We start from the raw sequence: 17,990 nt of genomic DNA on the forward strand, positions 1-17,990 counted from the left end.
TATAGAGAACAGTTACCCGCAAGTGTACTTCGAACTCGCGTAGAAGCGGGTAGCCCCCGGCCCTGATCTGCCCTCAGATCGCCGAATCTCGGTGCGCATGGGTCCGATTGTGGCCGGAACCGATTCCGCGGCGCCTCGGCCCTGTGAGAGTTCACACGTCCGCGGGCGGCCGGTGCCGGACCGCTACCCGTAGGTGTCGCGCGGACCGCGGCCGGAGACGTGCAGCGGTCCCTTGCGCCACGACGGTGCGGCCGGTCCGTTGATGCGCAGACTCTTCACGACGCCGTGGCCGACCGAGGCGGCGATCTTCGCCAGGATCTGGGCCTGCATGTAGCGCAGCTGCGTGGCCCAGGCCGTCGACTCGGCACGGATGTGGAGCACGCCCTCGGACAGATCCGTCGGTTCGGCGTGCGCGGCGATCTCGGGTCCGACGATGGTCGGCCACGACCCGAAGACCGTGCCCTCGCTGATCTTCGGCGACCAGCCGCGCGATCGCGCGATCGCCCCGGTCAGCCGGCCGAGCGGCTGCGGGTCACGACTGTCCGGTCCCGCCCCCGACCAGGAGCGTCGCTTCCGGTCCCGGCGGCCGCCGCCGCCCGACATCGGCCCCGCCCGGCCCCGGCCGACCTGTTTGCCCGCGGCCTTCGCCTGCGCGCGGGCCTCTTCCAGGGCCCGGCGGGCGACGTCGTATCCCGCGCTGCGTTCACCGGCGGCGTCCTGCGCGTGCTGCGCGGCGGCCTTCCGGGCGGCGTCGTAGGCGCTGCTCCCGGACGGACCGGCTCCGGTGCCGGGATGCGGTGCGTCGTCGTTCATCGTTCCTCTCCCCTCCGTACGACCCGCTCGTCGCCGACGATCGTCGACCTGCGACGACCGTCCGCCTCCTCGACTCCGACGGCGAGGCGCCGGCCGGCCAGCACGCCGGGGATGTCCTCGGCCACCGCGGTGGTGATCAGGAGCTGTTCGGCCGAGGCGGTGAACGCCGCCAGCTTCTCCCGGCGGGCCGCATCGAGTTCGGCGAAGACGTCGTCGAGCATGATGACCGGCTCCACCCCGTCGGCCCGCAGGAGGTCGACGCAGGCGAGCCGCAACGCGAGCGCGAACGACCACGACTCCCCGTGACTGGCGAAGCCCTTGGCCGGCTCGTCGCCCAGGTCGAGCCGCAGGTCGTCGCGATGCGGGCCCACCAGGCACACGCCGCGATCGATCTCCTTGGCGCGCACCTCACGCAGTCGGTGCGCGAGCACGTCCCGGATCTCCGCGACCGACTCGGTGCCGCCCGGCGAGGCATCGACCTCCGGTCCGGCCGCCGACCGGTAACCGATCGCCGCCGGGCGGGAATGCGGGGCGATCGACGCGTAGGCCCCGGCCACCAGTGGAGCCAGTTCCCGGACGACGGCGATGCGGTCCGCGGTGACCTCCGCGCCGAACTGGGCGAGCTGGTCGTCCCAGACGTCCAGGGTGCTCATCACCGAATCCGCTTCGGCCGACGAACGACGGATCGCCGCGCCCGCCGTCTTCAGCAGCGCGGACCGCTGCCGGAGCACCCTGTCGTAGTCGGCGCGCGACCCCGCGGCGATCGGCCGCGACTGCACGACGATCTCGTCCAGGAACCGGCGCCGTTCCCCCGGCTCGCCGCGGACCAGCGCCAGGTCTTCCGGCGCGAACAGCACGGCCCGCAGGATCCCGAGGATCTCCCGCGGGCGCCGCACCGGCGCGGTGTTGACTCGGGCCCGGTTCGCCCCCTGCGCGGCGATCTCGAGCTCCACGGTGAGCTCCCGGCCGTCGTTCTCGACGGTCGAACGCACCGTGGCCGCGGATGCTCCGCTGCGGACCAGCGGCGCGTCCGAGGACACCCGATGCGATCGCAGCGTCGCCAGGTAGAAGAGCGATTCGAGCAGATTGGTCTTCCCGAATCCGTTGCGGCCCACGAAGATCGTGGGTTCGGGCCGGAGTCGCAGCTCCGTCCGATCCCACGATCGGTAGTCGGTCAGTGCCAGTTCGCGGACGAACACCGGTCAGCGCATCCTCGAGGAGCCACGGCTGCGGGTGATCGGCGTCAGCCGGGCAGGCGGACAGGCATCAGCAGGTAGCTGAACTCGCTCTGCGGTGCGACGAACGCACCCGACTCGTCGGCCACCGGCTCGTCCTCACCGGCCGGTCGCAGCACCGCCGGGCGGATGGCGGCACGACGCTCCCCCGAGCCGTCCGGCTCGGGGTTGGTGAAGCCGAACTGGACGGTGCTCGAGCCGATGGCCGCGAGGCCGTCGAGCAGGTATGTCGGGTTGAACGCGATCAGGATCGGCTCGCCGTAGAACTGCACGTCGAGGGTCTCCTCGGCCTTGCCCGCCTCGTCGCCGCCCGCGGTGAGCATCACCGATTCGCCGTCGAAGTCCATGCGGATCTGAGCACCCCGCTCGGCGACCAGCGAGACACGCTTGATGGCCTCGATCAGCGCGGCGCTCTCGACGGTCGCCACCGACGAGTGGCTGGCCGGGAACAGCTGGCGGAACTTGGGGAACTCGGCGTCGAGCAGTCGCGTGGTGGTCTTCTTGGCGCCGGCCGTGATGCCCAGGATGCCCTCGGCGCCGATGGCCTGGCCGGAGCCGAAGGCGAGTTCCACCGAACCGGCGTGATCGCTGCCGGCCGACTTCGCGGCGTCGGAGAGGGTTTTGGCGGGAACCAGCGCGGCTCCCGTGGTGGCGGCGTCCCGCGGCGCCCAGGCGAGCTCGCGGACGGCCAGGCGGAAGCGGTCGGTCGCGGCCAGGACGATGCGCTCGCCGTCGATCTCGACGCGCACGCCGGTCAGCATCGGCAGGGTGTCGTCGCGGCCGGCGGCCACGGCGACCTGCGAGACGGCTTCGGCGAAGAGCGAGCCGGGCACGACACCGGTCTGCTCCGGGACGTCGGGCAGGTCCGGGTAGTCCTCGACGGGCATGGTCGGCAGCGAGAACTTGGAGCTGCCACAGGCGATCGCGACCCGGGCGCCGTCGATGTTCACGTCGACCGGCTTGTTCGGCAGCGCACGGGTGATGTCGGCGAGCAGCTTGCCCGAGACCAGGACTTTTCCGCTCTCGAAGATCTCGGCGGAGATCATCTCGGTGGCCGAGACCTCGTAGTCGAATCCGGCCACCTGGAGTCCCTGCTCGGTGGTGGTGAGCACCACGCAGCCGAGGACGGGCACGGGCGGGCGAGACGGCAGGCTCCGAGCGACCCAGGCGACGGCTTCGGCGAACTCGTCGCGAACGACACGAAACTTCATCTGCTGTGCTTGCCCTTCTCGACGTTCACCTGCCACGGCGCGGCCACGCAGCGGCTCGACGACGGGTGTCGCCGAATCCCACTGTAGAGCGCTGGGGCCGGTTCGTGTGAGCCCGGGCCGGAACCGAGTCGGTTCAGCGGTGCGCTCGACGATGAACAGCCGTCGGGCTGTGTATCCCCAGCCCTGTTTTCAAAAGAAGATCTTTCAAAGAGAAATTCTTATTAGTAATAAGTCCTGTGCATCCTGTGGACAACGCTCGTCTGCGCTGGTCGCGGCGCATCCGGCGCTGTGGAACCGAGGTGCAGAGCATTTGTGGACAACTCGGACGGGTTGTGGACAGAGAAATCCGTCCACAGCCGTGCACCGGTCGTCCACAGGGCGGCTCCGGGTTATCCGCACCTTCTCCACAGCATCCGAAAGCATCCTGACCTGGGCTTTTGCATCCGGAGACGGCCTCGAGCGCGTCGTACGACGGTGCGCGAGGCGTCGCTCACAACCCTGCGGCGGCACTTGAGGGTCAGCCTCGCGCGCGCTTCTTGATGCGCTCGGTGAGCTGCTGGACGTCGTTGTAGACGTCGCTGCTGGACCCGATCTTCTCGCTGATCTTCTTGTTCGCGTGGATCACCGTGGTGTGATCGCGGTTGAAGGCCTCGCCGATCTGCGGCAGCGACAGGTCGGTGAGCTCGCGGCACAGGTACATCGCGATCTGGCGGTAGGTGACCAGGCGAGCCTTGCGGCCGCTCCCGCGGAGGTCTTCGACCGAGATGTTGGCGTAATCGGCGGTGATCGCGATGATGCCCGCCGCGCTGATGTCGGCCGGCCCGTTGTCCGGGATCAGCGCCTTGAGCACGACTTCGGCGACGGACCGGTCGAGTTTGGTGTTCTGCAGCGAGGCGAACGCGGTCACCCGGATCAGCGCGCCCTCGAGCTCCCGGATGTTGCGCTCGATGCGAGAGGCGATGAGCTCGAGGACGTCGTCGGACACGTCGAGCTTGTCCATCTGGGCCTTCTTGCGAAGGATCGCGATGCGCGTCTCCAGGTCGGGCGGCTGGACGTCGGTGATCAGGCCCCATTCGAAGCGCGTCCGGAGGCGGTCTTCCAGGGTGGCCAGCTTGCTCGGCGGACGGTCCGAGGAGATGACGATCTGCTTGTTGTTGTTGTGCAGCACGTTGAAGGTGTGGAAGAACTCCTCCTGGATGCCCTCCTTGCCCTCCAGGAACTGGATGTCGTCGACCAGCAGCATGTCGACCTCGCGGTAGCGGCTCTTGAACGCCATCTGGCGGTCGTCGCGCAGCGAGTTGATGAAGTCGTTGGTGAACTCCTCGGTGGAGACGTACTTCACCCGCATGCCTGGGAAGAGACGTTGTGCGTAGTGGCCCGCCGCGTGCAGCAGATGGGTCTTGCCCAGTCCGGACTCGCCCCAGATGAACAGCGGGTTGTAGGCGCGGGCGGGGGCTTCGGCGACCGCCACCGCCGAGGCGTGGGCGAAACGGTTCGACGTGCCGATGACGAAGGTGTCGAAGGTGTACTTCGGATGCAGCGTCGTGGTGCTCTCGGCGGCCGGCGTCGCGGTGTTCCGGTCGTCGAAATAGGCGGCCCAGTCACGGGTGCCGCCGCCGAGCGAGGGAAGCGTGTGTTCACCGGTGTTCACCCTGGTCGGAACGGATCCGGGGCGGGTGTTCGAGGGCGACTCGGCGGCCGGCGCCGGGGCCGCCGGCGGAGCGGGCGGTTCGTCCGGGGCCTCGGCGATCCGGACCGCGATCTCCACCGGCTGGCCGAGGTGCCGGCTCAGCGCCCGGGTGATGGTGTCGCGCAGGTTGCGCTCGATCTGTTCCTGCACCAGCGCCGTCGGCGCCGTGAGCAGGGCGAATCCGGAGGTGATCGTCAACGGATGCACCAGGGAGAGCCACGCCTTCTGCTGCCGTGAGAGCGGCGGCGAATCCGGCGAGTCCGGACCGGACAGTTCGAGGACCACGCGGCTCCAGATCTCACTGAACGAGTCGTGATCGTTGGCCACGCTGTGCTCCTTGTCCCCAATGACGTCCACAAAAACCAAGCTCCACGAGTGCGGAGAACCTGCACCTGGGAGCGAGCTATCCACAATTTTATCCACACTTGTGGATATATCCACAGACGTGCGGTGGGGATGACGTGTCGCCGCGCTGTGGACAGGTCTCGTCCGGGGTGTGGACACGACTCGCCGGTGCCCGGATGCGGAATCGGGGACGACGACCGGTGGGGGCGCATCCGCGTCCGGCGGGGAACACGGGTGCGGGAACATAGGGTGCGGGAACAAGGGCACGGGAACGACGAGGGGCGGAGATCACGGCCGCCTCGTTTGATTTGGCCGCTCACGCTGAGTAGTCTCGAACGGTCGCCCGTGCACGGGCCCATCGGCGTACCGGCATGTCTGGATCCGTCGAGCGGAACACCACCGCCGGAACCGTGCGGGCCTGTCAGACCACCGTAGTTGAAGACCGAGGAGTTCCCATGGCTAAGGGGAAGCGCACTTTCCAGCCCAACAACCGTCGTCGTGCCCGCGTGCACGGCTTCCGTCTGCGGATGCGGACCCGCGCCGGGCGTGCCATCGTGACCGGTCGTCGTCGCAAGGGCCGCGCCAAGCTGACTGCGTGAGTCGCCGGAGTCCAGTCGGCCCGATCGGTGTCCGCTGACTCGACGCGCCTCAAGCGCAGTTCCGACTTCACCCGCACGCTCGATAAGGGCGTGCGGGTTTCGGCGCGTGATCTGTCGATCAGCGTCGCCCCGTTGCCGGCTCGATGGCCGGACCCCTCGGGTGTCCGGACCGACGTCGTCGAGTTCGGGGGTCCGCGACTCGGCCTGATCGTCTCGAAGAAGGTCGGCAACGCCGTCGTCCGGCATGCCGTCGCACGACGACTCCGTCATGCCTTCGCCGGCAGTGCGAACGCCCTTCCGTCCTCCGACGCGTACGTGGTGGTCCGGGCGCGTCCGGGGGCCGCGACCTGCTCGGCGACCGAACTCGAGCAACAACTGCGACGCGGGTTCACCCATCGCAAGGTGATCGCCGCGTTCGACGTCGATCCCGCCCGCTGATGGCCGGGGACCGGTGATGCCTGTGTGGACCCGATGAATCGGCTGTACACGTTCCCGCGGCGCGCCCTGATCTTCGTGATCGAGCTGTACCGGACGTGGATCTCGCCGACCCGGATGCCGACGTGTCGGTTCGAGCCGACCTGCAGCGCCTATGCCGTCGAGGCCGTCGACCGCCACGGATTCCTGAGGGGATCGGTGCTCTCGGTCTGGCGCCTCCTGAAATGTGGACCGTGGCACAAGCCCGGCTACGACCCGGTTCCCGAGCGGCTGTTCGGCCGCGGCGAACCGGATGGACAGACTTCCGTTACCAACAGTCCGCACGTCGTCGATGAGGTGCGGGCGAGGTCAGATAGGGGTAAGTGAGCCGTGCTCAACTTCATCTACTACCCGGTGTCCTGGATCATGTGGGTCTGGCACTGGCTGTTCGACAAGATCCTGCCGGACAGTCCGGGTGGTTCGGGTATCGCCTGGGCGCTCTCGGTGGTCTTCCTGGTCTTCACCCTGCGCGGCATCCTGTACAAGCCCTTCGTCAAGCAGATCCGCACGACGAAAAAGATGCAGGAGATCAACCCGCAGATGCAGGCGATTCGCAAGAAGTACGCCAATGATCGCGTGAAGATGACCGAGGAGATGCAGAAGCTCCAGAAGGAGCACGGGTTCAACCCGCTCCTGGGCTGCCTCCCGATGCTGCTGCAGATCCCGGTGTTCATCGGTCTGTTCCACGTGCTGCGCGGATTCAACCGGATGGGCACCGGCTTCGGACAGCTGGGCATGACGGCCGAAGAGACGCGCGCGTACGGCAACTACGCCTTCAGTGCGGAGCAGGTGCAGAACTTCCTGGACGCACGACTCTTCGGGGTGCCGCTCTCGGCGTACATCACCGAACCCGTCACCGAGTTCCAGGCCTTCATCACCCCGGGTTCGGAGATCGACTTCACCCGCGTGCAGATCGCGATCCTGGTGGTGCCGCTGATGATCGTCGCCTCGATCGCGACGCACCTGAACTCGCGCGCCTCGGTCTCTCGGCAGAGCCCGGAGGCGATGGAGAACCCGCAGACGCGGATCATGAACCGGCTGTCGCTGTACATCTTCCCGCTGGGCATCCTGGTGACCGGTCCGTTCTTCCCGGCCGCCATCCTGCTCTACTGGGTCAGCAACAACCTCTGGACGTACGGGCAGCAGCACATCGTGTTCGGTCGTATCGAGAAGGAGGAGGACCACGCCGCGGCCATCCGCGAGGAGAAGCGCAAGGCCTCCGCACCGCAGGCCGGCGCCCGTCCGCTGCCGAAGAACTTCGAGCCGGGCAAGGCCATGAACCGCGGTTTCGCGGCGCTGGCCGCGGGCAACTCCGGTGAGGCCGTCGCCGAGTTCCGCAAGGTCGCCCGCTTCGGTGAGCGCAACGGCGAGTGGAGGTACAAGGGTCGCAACGGTCTGGTCCAGGCCGCGGACGAGCTGGTGCGCCTGGTGGAGGATCCGGCGGAGCGCGCCAAGCTGGCGTTCAGCTGGACCGACACCGCGCGCGACGAGGCCACCGCACCCGACGCCTCCCCGGAGGATCTGGATGCGTACCTGACGCTGCGTCGTCAGCAGTTGCTCGCCTGGCTGAACGAAGGCCACGACGGCCGCCTGATCACCGTGATGCGTGACGACAGCGCGGTCCTCTCCGCCTGGGAGACCGCCTGGGAGGAGTCCCACGAGGATGCTCCGGTGCCCGAGCTGGCCCGGGAACGTCGTGCCGACTGGAACCGGATGGTCGCCGTCGCGATGTTCCGGCACGGGAACTACGACGAGGCCCGCAACCGGGCCCGCCAGGCTGCCGGAATGTACGAGACGATCATCGAGCAGGCGGAGCAGGCCGAGGCGACCGATCTGGTCGACGTCCCCGGCTACCGGGCCGAGCTGGCTCTGATGAAGCTGGTCGCCGCGGCGCCGTCGGACACGGTGTGGAAGCACCTGACGGTCGCGGCCGCCGAGAAGCAGACGCGCGAGCGGGACGGCCGCGACGGCCTCGATCTGCTCGCCGGGAGCTCCGCGGACGAGCTGGAGGAGGTCGCAGGATCCTGGAACCGGGCCGCCGCTGCCGCGCACGGGAAGAAGCTGCTGACCGGTGGCGGCAAGAAGCAGGTGGAGGAGGCTGCGAAGGCGTTGGCCGACGCGGCCGTCGAGAAGGTCGAGTCGCCGACGACCCGGGCCGCCGCCGAGAAGCGACCGGTCACCGCTGTCGCCGAGACGTCGTCGAACACGAATTCCCCCGAGGACGATGCGGCTCCGAAGACGAGTCTGAAGAAGTCCGGCGGCAAGAACCAGGTTCGTTCGAGCAAGAAGCGCCGCGGCGGTCGTCGATGACCGAGCCGCGCCCCAACCTTGATGAAGTGAGTGAGGTATCGGAAATGACTGATCAGATCGCAGATCCGGAGGCGGGCGACGTGGTCGTCGCCGAGGCCGAGGAGATGGTGGCCGCGGCCGCAGAGGAATCGGCCGCAGAGGAGTCGGGCACAGAGGAGTCGACTGCAGAGGAGTCGGGCGCCGACGAGGTGGACGCGGAGGACCAGCTGGTCGAAGAGGGCGAGATCGCCGGCGACTACCTGGAGCAGTTGCTCGACGTGCTCGACTTCGACGGCGACATCGATCTGGACGTCGACGGCGACCGGGCCATCGTCAGCATCGACGGCGGCGACGACCTCGACCAGCTCGTCGGCCGCAAGGGCGAGGTGCTCGATGCGCTGCAGGAGCTGACGCGGCTGGCCGTGCAGCAGGCGACCGGTGAACGCAGTCGGCTGATGCTCGACATCGCCCGCTGGCGGGCCGGTCGCCGCGAGCGTCTCGCCGCCCTCGGCACCGAGGTGGCCGAGCGGGTGCGCGAGACCGGTGAGCGCGAGTCGCTCGATCCGATGACGCCGTTCGAACGGAAGATCGTGCACGACGCCGTCGCCGCCGTCGACGGCGTGTACAGCGAGAGCGAGGGCGCCGAGCCGAAACGTCGGGTCGTGGTCCTGAAGGGTTGATTCCTTTCTCACGGTTGGTGTCAGAGAGTCCCGGCTTCGGCCGGGACTCTCTGCATCCGGGGGTCTTCCCGCATCCGGGGTCTTCGATGCGGATCCGGCGGCGGTCGTTCGCGGCATCGTCGTGTTCTCCGGTGCGGGTGAGGATGGTCCGGGGCATGGGAGTGCAGACGTCACAGTGACGATTGCTTTCCGCCCCGCGGGGATACACTGCGGCGATGACCGATATGCACGACGAGGTCGTCGCCTTCTCCGATGCGGCGCACTGGGTCTCCGTTGTGGTCCGCATGCTCCCGGCGTCGTCGTGGGACGGGCCGGGCCTGGGTGAGTGGGATCTTCGCGGGCTGGTCGGTCACACCGCTTGCGCGTTGCTGACGATGGAGCAGTACATCGGGGTGCCGGCCGAGACCGAGGACGTCATCGATGCCGAGGGCTACTACGAGGCGGTGGCCCGGATGCTGGGGGCCGATCCGGCGGCGGTCCGACGACGAGGCATCGAGGCGGGGGCCGCGCTCGGTGCGGACCCGGCGTCGTCGTTCCAGGAGATCGCCGATCGTGCGGTGGCGTCGGCATTGGGATGGGCGGACGGGATCATCCGCACCCCGGTCGGCGGCATGAGAGCGAGCTGCTACCTGCCGACGCGGACGTTCGAACTGATCGTTCACGGTCTCGACGTGGCCCGGGCCGGCGGGGTGACGACGACTCCACCCGAGCTCCCCCTGCGTCGGGCGACGAGTCTGGCCGTGTCGTTGGCCGTCCGCTCGGGAGAGGGTGCGGCGGTGTTGATGGCGCTGACCGGACGGGAGCCGCTTCGTACGGGATTCACGGTGCTGTGAGCAGTATGGACTCCTTCTCGACGTCGTCGCGGTCGGAATCCGGTGGGTGCAGGACGGCGATCCGGGATTCGGTCGTTTCGAGATCTTCGGGATGCCCGGATGAGAGAGGACGACTCGTGTGTCGGCGGCTTATGCGTGGCGGTGATCCCGCTCGATCCCGCTCGTGACGTCACTCGTCAGAGATGAACACGCCGGGATGCTTCGAGCGAGAAGGGCTCGCCCCCTGAGCACTGCGGCTCCTCTCCCCCTCCGCCGAGGTTCGAGCACCTGCGTCGACTCTCCGGTGCCGAGGATGTCTCGGTGGTGGAGGACTTTTCGATGGTGGAAGACCTCTCGGTGATCGAGAGCCTTTCGGTGGTCGAGGACTTCTCGGTGATCGAGCGGAGTCGAGATCCGGTGACGGCCGGGCAGTGCCCTCGACGGAGATCCGAATCGAGCGGAGTCGAGAGCTCGATCAGCGAGGAGACCCGCCCCCGCTCGGGGATGCTCGGCATCTCGGTCTCGGGCGAGTGCCTTCGGTCAGGGGTGCTGGATCGAGGCGAGAGTGTCCGGCATCCCTGAGCGGTGGCGGTCTTCCAACGGAGTGGTACGAGTCTCGGGTGATGCCTGGTGTTCGCGGTGGCAGGAGTCGGAATGGTGCGCCTACCGGGGAAGCACTCACCACGCCCGGGATCGGGTGTGTCCGTCGAAGGCGACTCCTCCTGGCCGGCTCTCCCCCGGCTGGCCCTCCTCCGGTCTAATTTCCAGGGATCGATCCGCTGCGATCGGTAAGGGATCCGGTCGCTCGTGCGCCTCCGCACCGGTTGTTTCACGGAGCTCCGTCGAATGCGGGGAACTCGCTTTCCGGAGTGCGTGGCTCCAGGAGTGCGTGGCTCTCGGTGTCGAGGTCTCGAAACCGCCGTATCGGGTGCCTCCTCATTATGGTCCGTCATCACCGGCCGGCGAGGGTCGGAGGACGGGACACGGAGGTGCTCGGAGCATCCGGAAGGGCGTGTCCGTCGACCTATCGGGTGGAACGGCATCTGCGTCGGATCCGAGCGTGACGGTCGATGTGGCTGAGTTCTGAGCGATAGCGGAGATGCGGATGCGGGGTGCCGCCGGAGCGGGTTCGTCTCGGTGACATCGCCGTTCGTGCCGCATCTGCGGTCGGTGTGGCGACTGTCGTCATGACGACCGAGAGTGCGCCGAAGCGGATCGAGGTTCCACGGATTCCGAGATGGCGACCTCTCAGTCGGAGATCCGGCCCGGGCGATGTCCCCCCGGACGAGACGATGTCCGACGCGGTCTGATCGCTGATTCGACGGCGATGTTCGGAGAACGGATCCGGGTGGACGTCCATGGAGGGGAAACGAGCCGACGAGGAGTGCGTCGTCGTTCTTCGGTGAGTGAGTGAGAATCGGAACGACCGTACGACGGGTGGTTCGACGGCTGGTTCCACGTGAAACAACTCCGTGAAACATCGAATTCGTGCTTGTCGGAGCCGAGGTGAATCATCCCGCCGTACGGAGGAGGTCGGCGACTTCCGCCGGAATGAGAGCACTGAGAACGGATGGGCACCGAGAACGGGTGGGTGCAGTGCATCCGAACGATGCCTCGGCGCCGACGTCGTGAACGGATCACCGGGTGGCATATGGAGGTCTGTCGGAGCATCCGGACGAGTGCGCTCGTGCTTCGCGAAACGGAGTTCGAGCCGAGTCCGAAGGCGGTGATGAAGACGCGGAGAGGGAATCATCGAGGAGTCGAACTACGGCCTCGGCACCGATTCGACGTGTTCGACGGCATCTGGAGCTGCCGTGCGCCGTTCACACGAGTGCGCCGCAGAGGTGGAGGTCGGTCGTCCTGAATCCTCCCGGTCAGGTTCGGTGCTCGTGAAACCGGCTCGGATCGGGGCGTGCGAGGTGGATGCGGACCGCTGGTTCGGGGACTCTCCACCGTCGTCCCCTCCCCCGGTGGGCTGCGGTGGCACCCGATGACGATGACGGGAGACCGCGGTGCTCGGTAGATGTTCGCCTCCACGGAAGCACGCTCCTCACCTCTCGGTGGCGGAGAGTCGTTCTGTCGGTGGCGGAGTCGTCGACCGGGGGCCTCTCGACGTTGTCGAAGAGATGCCCGGTGTCGTTGTTCTCTCCGATCGACCGTGGATTTCCGTCGATCCTCTCCTGATCGGTGAGCGTGATTGCTCAGATTCTGCGCACGACGATGCGCGAGGCGTCGTGGGCTGCTGCGCTCATTGCACTCACTACTGCACTCACGGTTCACGCGTCGATCGACGAGGCCGGATCGAGGGGTGCGCAGCACTCCGGATTCCGGAGTCCACAGGGTGAGTGGAGTGTCTCCGCGGCTGGGGACGTCGTCGGGCAGGTGTCCGGTCGGGTGCCGACACCGGTTGTGGCATCGGTCCCAGGAGGTCTTGATGCGAGCCGTGTAGCGAAGTCGGTTCAGGAAAAAGGGATCGGATCTTCGACGGTGCGAGGATTGGGAAGGTCGGACGGAGATGCCTCCCCTGTTGTGGATCGGTGTGTGACCGTCGGGGTGGCCCGGGAATTCGCGGAAGTGTTTCTCAGTCGTTGTTTCACGGAGTTGTTTCACGTGGAACCGTGACTACGACACTGCTCGTGCAGGTGAGTCGTCCGCCCGGATCGAGGGCATGAGTGGGTCGGAACGAGGTTCCGGGTTGCGAACGTGCGGTCGTGAGCGCCGGAGCTGGAGCGGAACCGAGCATCGGGATGTTTGCACTCTCTCGAGAATCCGGGTGGATTCAGAGTCATGCCAGACGACCCGGCTACGGGATGGCTCATCGGATGGTCGGTTTCGACGACGGTGTTTCCGCGAGCTCGTCGTATCGAGAGACGAGGTATGGACCTTAGCCGCCTCGATCCCCGACGTCGATTCTCCGAACGGCACCGATCTTCGGCCGCTGCCGCGGGTTTCCTTTGTCGTGCCGCGAGCGGGTGAAACTCGGATTCGTGCTTGGTCTTCTGCGGTGAGACGAGTACGAGGGGGCGCGAATGGGGATGCTCTACCGCCGACTCCCCCACCGTTGTCCGGTGAGCTGGATGTCCGGGTGCCGGCAGTTCCGCGGGAGCACCGTGTGGTCGAGGCCATCGGGAGTCCGGTGAAAGCGATCTGCGGGAGAGTCGTCCCTGCTGAGCATCTTGCAGTCGACGAAGCGCAGGAAGATTCATACAGCATGGATCCGAGTGCCGGACGGGCGCGGTGGATGTTCACCGGGATGCCGGATCGGATCGAGGTTCTTCGGTGGCGTACCGAGGAGACCGGCCCGAATCGGTGCTCGAGTCACCGTGCCGGCGGGGCGTTGAAGCATGGGTGCAGACGGTGTGATGCGTCGACGTCGTCCACATCTCGATTCCCTCCGGCGGTCTCGAACCTTCGACGGTCCGTGGGTCTGGTGCCGGTCGGTGGCGGAGTGGTCTCGCCATGTGGTGAGTGATCGCCGGGATCGGGCCTTCTCTCGGGTGTCGCGGGAGGTCTCATTTCCGAGGTGAGGACGGTGTGCCCGTCGACGACCCGATCAAGACAGACCCTCCATGCTCGGAGGGCGATCGCTCTCCGAACATGGAGGGCGGATCTGGTCACGATGTCGAACTCCGCACTCGATGTCCACGGCCATGCATCTCGCATGGAAAGTACGGTTCCTCCCCTGCTGGCACCGGTAGACGATCGATAGCTTTTGGCGGTCACTCGTGATCGATCACGATGTTTCACGTTTCGTGTTTCACGTGGAACAGGTGCCGAACCTGCGCCCGGATGACCCAGGGCAACGAGTCGATGGGTCTCCGCCCTGGCGCCTGTGCCGATCCGTAGCGACCGGCTGAGATGCGGAGGAGACATCGTCGGCGCGGATGCACTCGGGTAGCCCTCGATTTCCCCTGGCGATCGGACCTTCGACGTGATGCCTGCTCTGGATTCGGTGCCCCGTTCATGAGATCGGTTTCGATCGGCCCGGCACGGTGCTCCCCCACCGGATAGGGGTTGTGGACGAGAGAAGGTGACCGTCATCGATGGTCGGGTGTTCTCGTTCGGCATCGTGGTCGTGGACGTACGGGCGACTCTCGGTCGAGTCTTCTTCGCTCTTCGAGCCGGACCCGAGGGGCAGTGAGAAGGTGAGTTTCCGGTCCTCGGGTTGTGCCTGGGGAACGAGTATTCCGGGTCTGGTCTCGACTTCGCTCGACCACCGAGTGGTCTGGGCCGCGACCGAGGAACGAGGCCGTGTGTCGACGGGCCTCGGTGATCGAGCGTCGGAGGCCCGTCGACTCGCTCTCCAGCTGACATCCTGGTCCCGCTCAGGGATCGGAGAGTTGACCCACTGAATCTTCAAGAGGTGCAGGTGCCAGAGACGGTCGTACTCGGGGAGGTGAATGACAGGACGTCTGAAGGCCTCCGGTGAATGCCCGACGGCCTCTCCAAATCCGGCAGGCATCTCGACTCGTGTCTGGGTGAAGGATGTGCCTGGTGCCGTCGATGTCGGTCGTCACGGGTCTGTGTCGGAGTGGTGGTCGAGATGCGTGGACGTCGTGCACTCCGAGTGCGAGTGAATCGGGGCGTCGTCTGGAATTCCGTCGATGCAGCGATGAGGTTCGGTGGTCCGCTCGAGAACTACCGACATCGGTGACTCGATCGATGGCGGACCGAATCTGATGACGCCGCGGTCGGCGGGCTCTAGGGTCGTGCCCTCAAGGCCTGGCTCCGGTGGCGGCACCGTACTGCGTCCGAGAAGAATGCTCTCGTGATGCTTCCGGTATCGCGAGATGCCCGATCGCACCCGCACCCGAATTCTCGTGGCATGGCATGGTCGCCGATCGAGCAGGAGAGGATCTGTGTGACGATCGAGTCGATGCCGGCAGGATCCGGGCGACCGCGCAGATGCGGGGTGCGGTGACCGATCGTGGAGTCTTCAGGGGATCACTCGATGTCGATGAACAACGTCGGGTTCTGCCTCACTGCTGAATGACGAGCGAGGAGTCTCGGTAGGAATCCGCGAGAGACCACTCCCCGACCGCTCGGTGAATCGGTGCGCCGGATCGTTTCACGTGGAACCTTCGCTCTCGTTTCACGTGGAACCTCGGTGGGAGCGAGACGACATCGATCATGAAAACACTCTCCCGCGTCGTCCGCTACGAGGTCTGAGCGATGAGATCGAGACTCAGGCCGGCGTGATGCTGGAGTTCCGAAGCGAGAAGCATGCGCGGTGGCCGCGATCGCCGGCGACTGTCGATCTGGACGGACGGCGCTCTGAGACGGGGTGCGGGGGTGACGGGATATGAGGGATGACGCCGGACGCGTGTCGCCGGGGCGTGGAGACGCAAGTCGTCGTACAGGGGTGGAGTGTCCGGAGATCTCGGTGATTTCAGCGGGATGATCGTTCGATGCGCCGAGACGTCATGGTCTCCGTCTTCGGTCGGAATCGCCTTCTCCGGTCATGATCGGAGAAGGGTTCGGGTGAGATGACGTGCCAGTGTCACAGCGGCGGCTCCCCGATGGGGTGGGCGTAGGGCAGGCGGATCGATGAGTGGGGAACCTCGGGATCTTCCCCGTGCGGAAACCATCGCGGGTGTGCAAGAGCACGAGACCGGCCACCGTCGCGGTGGGTTCATCCGACGCGAAGCGATCGTCGCCGGCTTTCCCGCCGGAGGAGCCTCGGGCCGAAGCCCGGAGTCAGAGTGACGTCGTCATGGAAGCGGATCCGAGACAGGTCGCTGGTGTGGGAGAACTCGTCGCGGATGCCGAAGCCGAATCACGAGGGAGCACTCCCTTCGGATGTCGCCGCCGTAGAGCGGTCTGGAGCGTGCATCATCCTTGCCGGCTTCTCTCGGAGTGACGACTGGCCTGGACCGTGCCGTGAAGTTCCCTCTCGGATTTTCGCGGTTGACGGAGACCCGGTGGCCTGGAGTCGGAAGTCGTTCGAGTGGCTTCGCCGGGTGCTGCGCACTCGATCCGAGTCGCTCTTCACCGCAGCGCCGAGCATGGCGGCTACGACCGTGTCGTCCTCACACTCGTTGCTGCGGTCTGTCTTCGGGTCGTCCGAAGTGGCCCGCCGACGTCGTCGCCGGGCTCGGTGACGGGTCGCCGTCACGGCGACCGATTCAGGAACAGGCGCTTGGTCGAGATGTTCATCTGTCAGAACTGTCGGGACGCGATGAGTGATTCCCGGTGCTTCGATGTGGTCTCTCGGTCGCAGTCTTCCGCTCTCCGACTTCGCTGGGTGACTGCGTGGGTCGTGCCTCTTCGGCTCCCCCGCTCTCGCCTGGCGATTCCTGAGGTCGGCCGGCGTCGACTCCTTGAGCCGGGCCGCAGTGTTGGCCGAGGACCGGGTCGAAGGGTTCCGGAGAACGACCACCGGATCGCTTCGAGGCGCGCAGGATCGCTGCGCTCGCCTGCGGTTCAGAGAGTGGAGCGGCAGGTTGATCTGCTCAGCGATCGCCGTCGCCGTCATCTTCGGATCCAGCGACAACTGATCACGCATTTGCGGCACCACCGCATCGGCCGGCCGTCACCGGATCTCGACTCCGCTCGATCACCGAGAAGTCCTCGATCACCAAGAAGTCCTCGGTCACCAAGAGGCCTTCGGTCACCGAGAGGTCCTCGACCACCGATCAGCGGGCCCCTCGGCGCCCGCTCGTACTTCGGCGACTCGATCGACCGGATCGCCGCCCGCACCGTGTTCCGTGACAACCTCGGCGCCCGCACGATCGCTTTGATCGGCATCTCCTCGGCCCTGGACAGCCAACGGGTCTCTGCAGTTTTCCACAGCGATCATCCCTCCAGAATGGAGAGAGGGAGTCGACATTCACCCGCGTCGTCGACAGAGGCGTGAGAAGTCGGCACCCCTCTCCCCCGGCCGCACCGTGACAGCTGTGCGCTGCGGCAGTGGTCGTGAAACTTGGGGGGCTCTCACCGTCTCTGGACCGGATGCTCGACCGGTCGCAGGCGTGTCGGCCCCTCGGTATGGGTCTGGGCTGAGTCGAAAATGCGGAATCCGCAGAAGAATCACACACATGTCATCCACAACTTGTTGATAACTATGCGAGTTGTGCAGATACCGCAGGCCAGGGCGGGTGGACTCCTGTGGGAGAAATCCACAAGTCTGTGGAAAACATTCTGGATGTGACGTCGACGCCCGACGCCGGTGCGCCGTGATCCACAGGAGGATCCACCGTGCCGATGGGGGTGCCGGAACATCGGATATGACTCTCCCCCCGGTCGAGCCGACGGTTCGTGAATCCTGCCGGCATCACAGTGTTCCCTCGGAAAGTCGGTAGGCGTCGGAACGGTGTGTCGGTCGCTCGTCGATGACCGCGGGGTGTCGGCGATCGAGGGAAGAGTCGGGGTGTCGGCGTGAATCTTCGACGCGGATCCGGCTCTCGGTCGGCCGTCCTTTCCGGAGTGAAACCATGTTCGGCCGGTCGCCCAGATCGTGATCGTCGTCGAGGAACGTGCCGGCGGGCCGGCGAGGGGTTGTCGAGTACGCGCACCTCATCGTCGAACATCGGCACGATGGCGGAGTTCTGGTAGTTTCACGTGAAACTCCGAATGTGATGTGCTCGCCGGGCCTCCCGGCTCGTTCGTCATGGGGATGCGAAAACCAGTCGTGAATCGCGCGGTGGTGGACGGATGTGCCCGCGGTGACTCGGTGATGATCCCCGGCAGTCGCTGCCGTCATGTCGTCGGCTGAGCCCGGTGTGGAACACTGTCGGAACAGAGTCGAAGCTCAGCCCGAACGACCGCTACGCGGATGTCGATGAGTACGCGCGAGTCGAGGAGGAGAGGCCTCGACACCGTCCACCGCGGATCATTCATCTG

Annotated in this window: 10 protein-coding genes and 1 pseudogene; 6 read left to right on the forward strand and 5 right to left on the reverse strand. The window is 66.5% G+C overall.

Features of this window, described 5'->3' with window-relative positions; genetic code table 11:
• Positions 1 to 183 precede the first annotated feature (183 nt).
• From QM809_RS04225 to dnaA, 4 genes are all read right to left on the reverse strand, one after another.
• Positions 184 to 813 carry a DUF721 family protein gene (locus QM809_RS04225; RefSeq protein WP_415044568.1) on the reverse strand — a complete coding sequence of 210 codons (630 nt, stop codon included), beginning with the start codon at positions 811 to 813 and terminating at the stop codon, positions 184 to 186.
• Entirely contained in the window at positions 810 to 2,012 is a 1,203-nt protein-coding gene (gene recF, locus QM809_RS04230) for a DNA replication/repair protein RecF (protein WP_415044569.1), read from the reverse strand. The genes QM809_RS04225 and recF overlap by 4 nt, the downstream gene beginning before the upstream one ends.
• A gap of 44 nt (positions 2,013 to 2,056) precedes the next feature.
• The gene (dnaN, locus tag QM809_RS04235; RefSeq protein WP_415044570.1) at positions 2,057 to 3,259 is read right to left on the reverse strand and encodes a DNA polymerase III subunit beta; all 1,203 of its coding nucleotides are present in this window, start codon (positions 3,257 to 3,259) and stop codon (positions 2,057 to 2,059) included.
• 517 nt (positions 3,260 to 3,776) lie between these two features.
• Positions 3,777 to 5,276 (reverse strand): chromosomal replication initiator protein DnaA, encoded by a 1,500-nt coding sequence (gene dnaA / locus QM809_RS04240; RefSeq protein WP_415044571.1) that lies wholly within the window; start codon positions 5,274 to 5,276, stop codon positions 3,777 to 3,779.
• Between the two features lie 473 nt (positions 5,277 to 5,749).
• On the opposite strand from dnaA, the gene rpmH reads away from it, so the two are divergent.
• From rpmH to QM809_RS04270, 6 genes and pseudogenes are all read left to right on the forward strand, one after another.
• Positions 5,750 to 5,893, forward strand: a complete 144-nt coding sequence (gene rpmH, locus QM809_RS04245; protein ID WP_246993135.1) for a 50S ribosomal protein L34 — start codon at positions 5,750 to 5,752, stop codon at positions 5,891 to 5,893.
• A gap of 27 nt (positions 5,894 to 5,920) precedes the next feature.
• The gene (rnpA, locus tag QM809_RS04250; protein WP_415044572.1) at positions 5,921 to 6,331 is read left to right on the forward strand and encodes a ribonuclease P protein component; all 411 of its coding nucleotides are present in this window, start codon (positions 5,921 to 5,923) and stop codon (positions 6,329 to 6,331) included.
• Positions 6,332 to 6,364: 33 nt separating this feature from the next.
• Entirely contained in the window at positions 6,365 to 6,694 is a 330-nt protein-coding gene (yidD, locus tag QM809_RS04255; RefSeq protein WP_415044573.1) for a membrane protein insertion efficiency factor YidD, read from the forward strand.
• A gap of 3 nt (positions 6,695 to 6,697) precedes the next feature.
• A pseudogene (yidC, locus tag QM809_RS04260) lies at positions 6,698 to 7,612 on the forward strand (membrane protein insertase YidC); the annotation flags it as partial.
• A 1,109-nt stretch (positions 7,613 to 8,721) separates the two neighbouring features.
• On the forward strand, positions 8,722 to 9,336 hold the full coding sequence (locus tag QM809_RS04265) for a protein jag (protein ID WP_415044574.1): 615 nt from the start codon (positions 8,722 to 8,724) through the stop codon (positions 9,334 to 9,336).
• A 215-nt stretch (positions 9,337 to 9,551) separates the two neighbouring features.
• On the forward strand, positions 9,552 to 10,169 hold the full coding sequence (locus tag QM809_RS04270) for a maleylpyruvate isomerase N-terminal domain-containing protein (RefSeq protein ID WP_415044575.1): 618 nt from the start codon (positions 9,552 to 9,554) through the stop codon (positions 10,167 to 10,169).
• A gap of 6,476 nt (positions 10,170 to 16,645) precedes the next feature.
• Here the strand turns inward: QM809_RS04270 and QM809_RS04275 are convergent.
• Positions 16,646 to 16,780, reverse strand: coding sequence for a hypothetical protein (locus QM809_RS04275; RefSeq protein WP_415044576.1), 135 nt, complete (start codon positions 16,778 to 16,780; stop codon positions 16,646 to 16,648).
• Positions 16,781 to 17,990: the final 1,210 nt, after the last annotated feature.

Source organism: Gordonia sp. (in: high G+C Gram-positive bacteria), assembly GCF_047600385.1.
Taxonomy (GTDB): domain Bacteria; phylum Actinomycetota; class Actinomycetes; order Mycobacteriales; family Mycobacteriaceae; genus Gordonia.

Bases quoted from the DNA above. Each gene is read 5' to 3' on its own strand.
- QM809_RS04225 (WP_415044568.1), bottom strand. From the start codon at position 813: ATGAACGACGACGCACCGCATCCCGGCACCGGAGCCGGTCCGTCCGGG.
- dnaN (WP_415044570.1), bottom strand. From the start codon at position 3,259: ATGAAGTTTCGTGTCGTTCGCGACGAGTTCGCCGAAGCCGTCGCCTGG.
- rpmH (WP_246993135.1), top strand. From the start codon at position 5,750: ATGGCTAAGGGGAAGCGCACTTTCCAGCCCAACAACCGTCGTCGTGCC.
- yidD (WP_415044573.1), top strand. From the start codon at position 6,365: ATGAATCGGCTGTACACGTTCCCGCGGCGCGCCCTGATCTTCGTGATC.
- QM809_RS04265 (WP_415044574.1), top strand. From the start codon at position 8,722: ATGACTGATCAGATCGCAGATCCGGAGGCGGGCGACGTGGTCGTCGCC.
- QM809_RS04270 (WP_415044575.1), top strand. From the start codon at position 9,552: ATGACCGATATGCACGACGAGGTCGTCGCCTTCTCCGATGCGGCGCAC.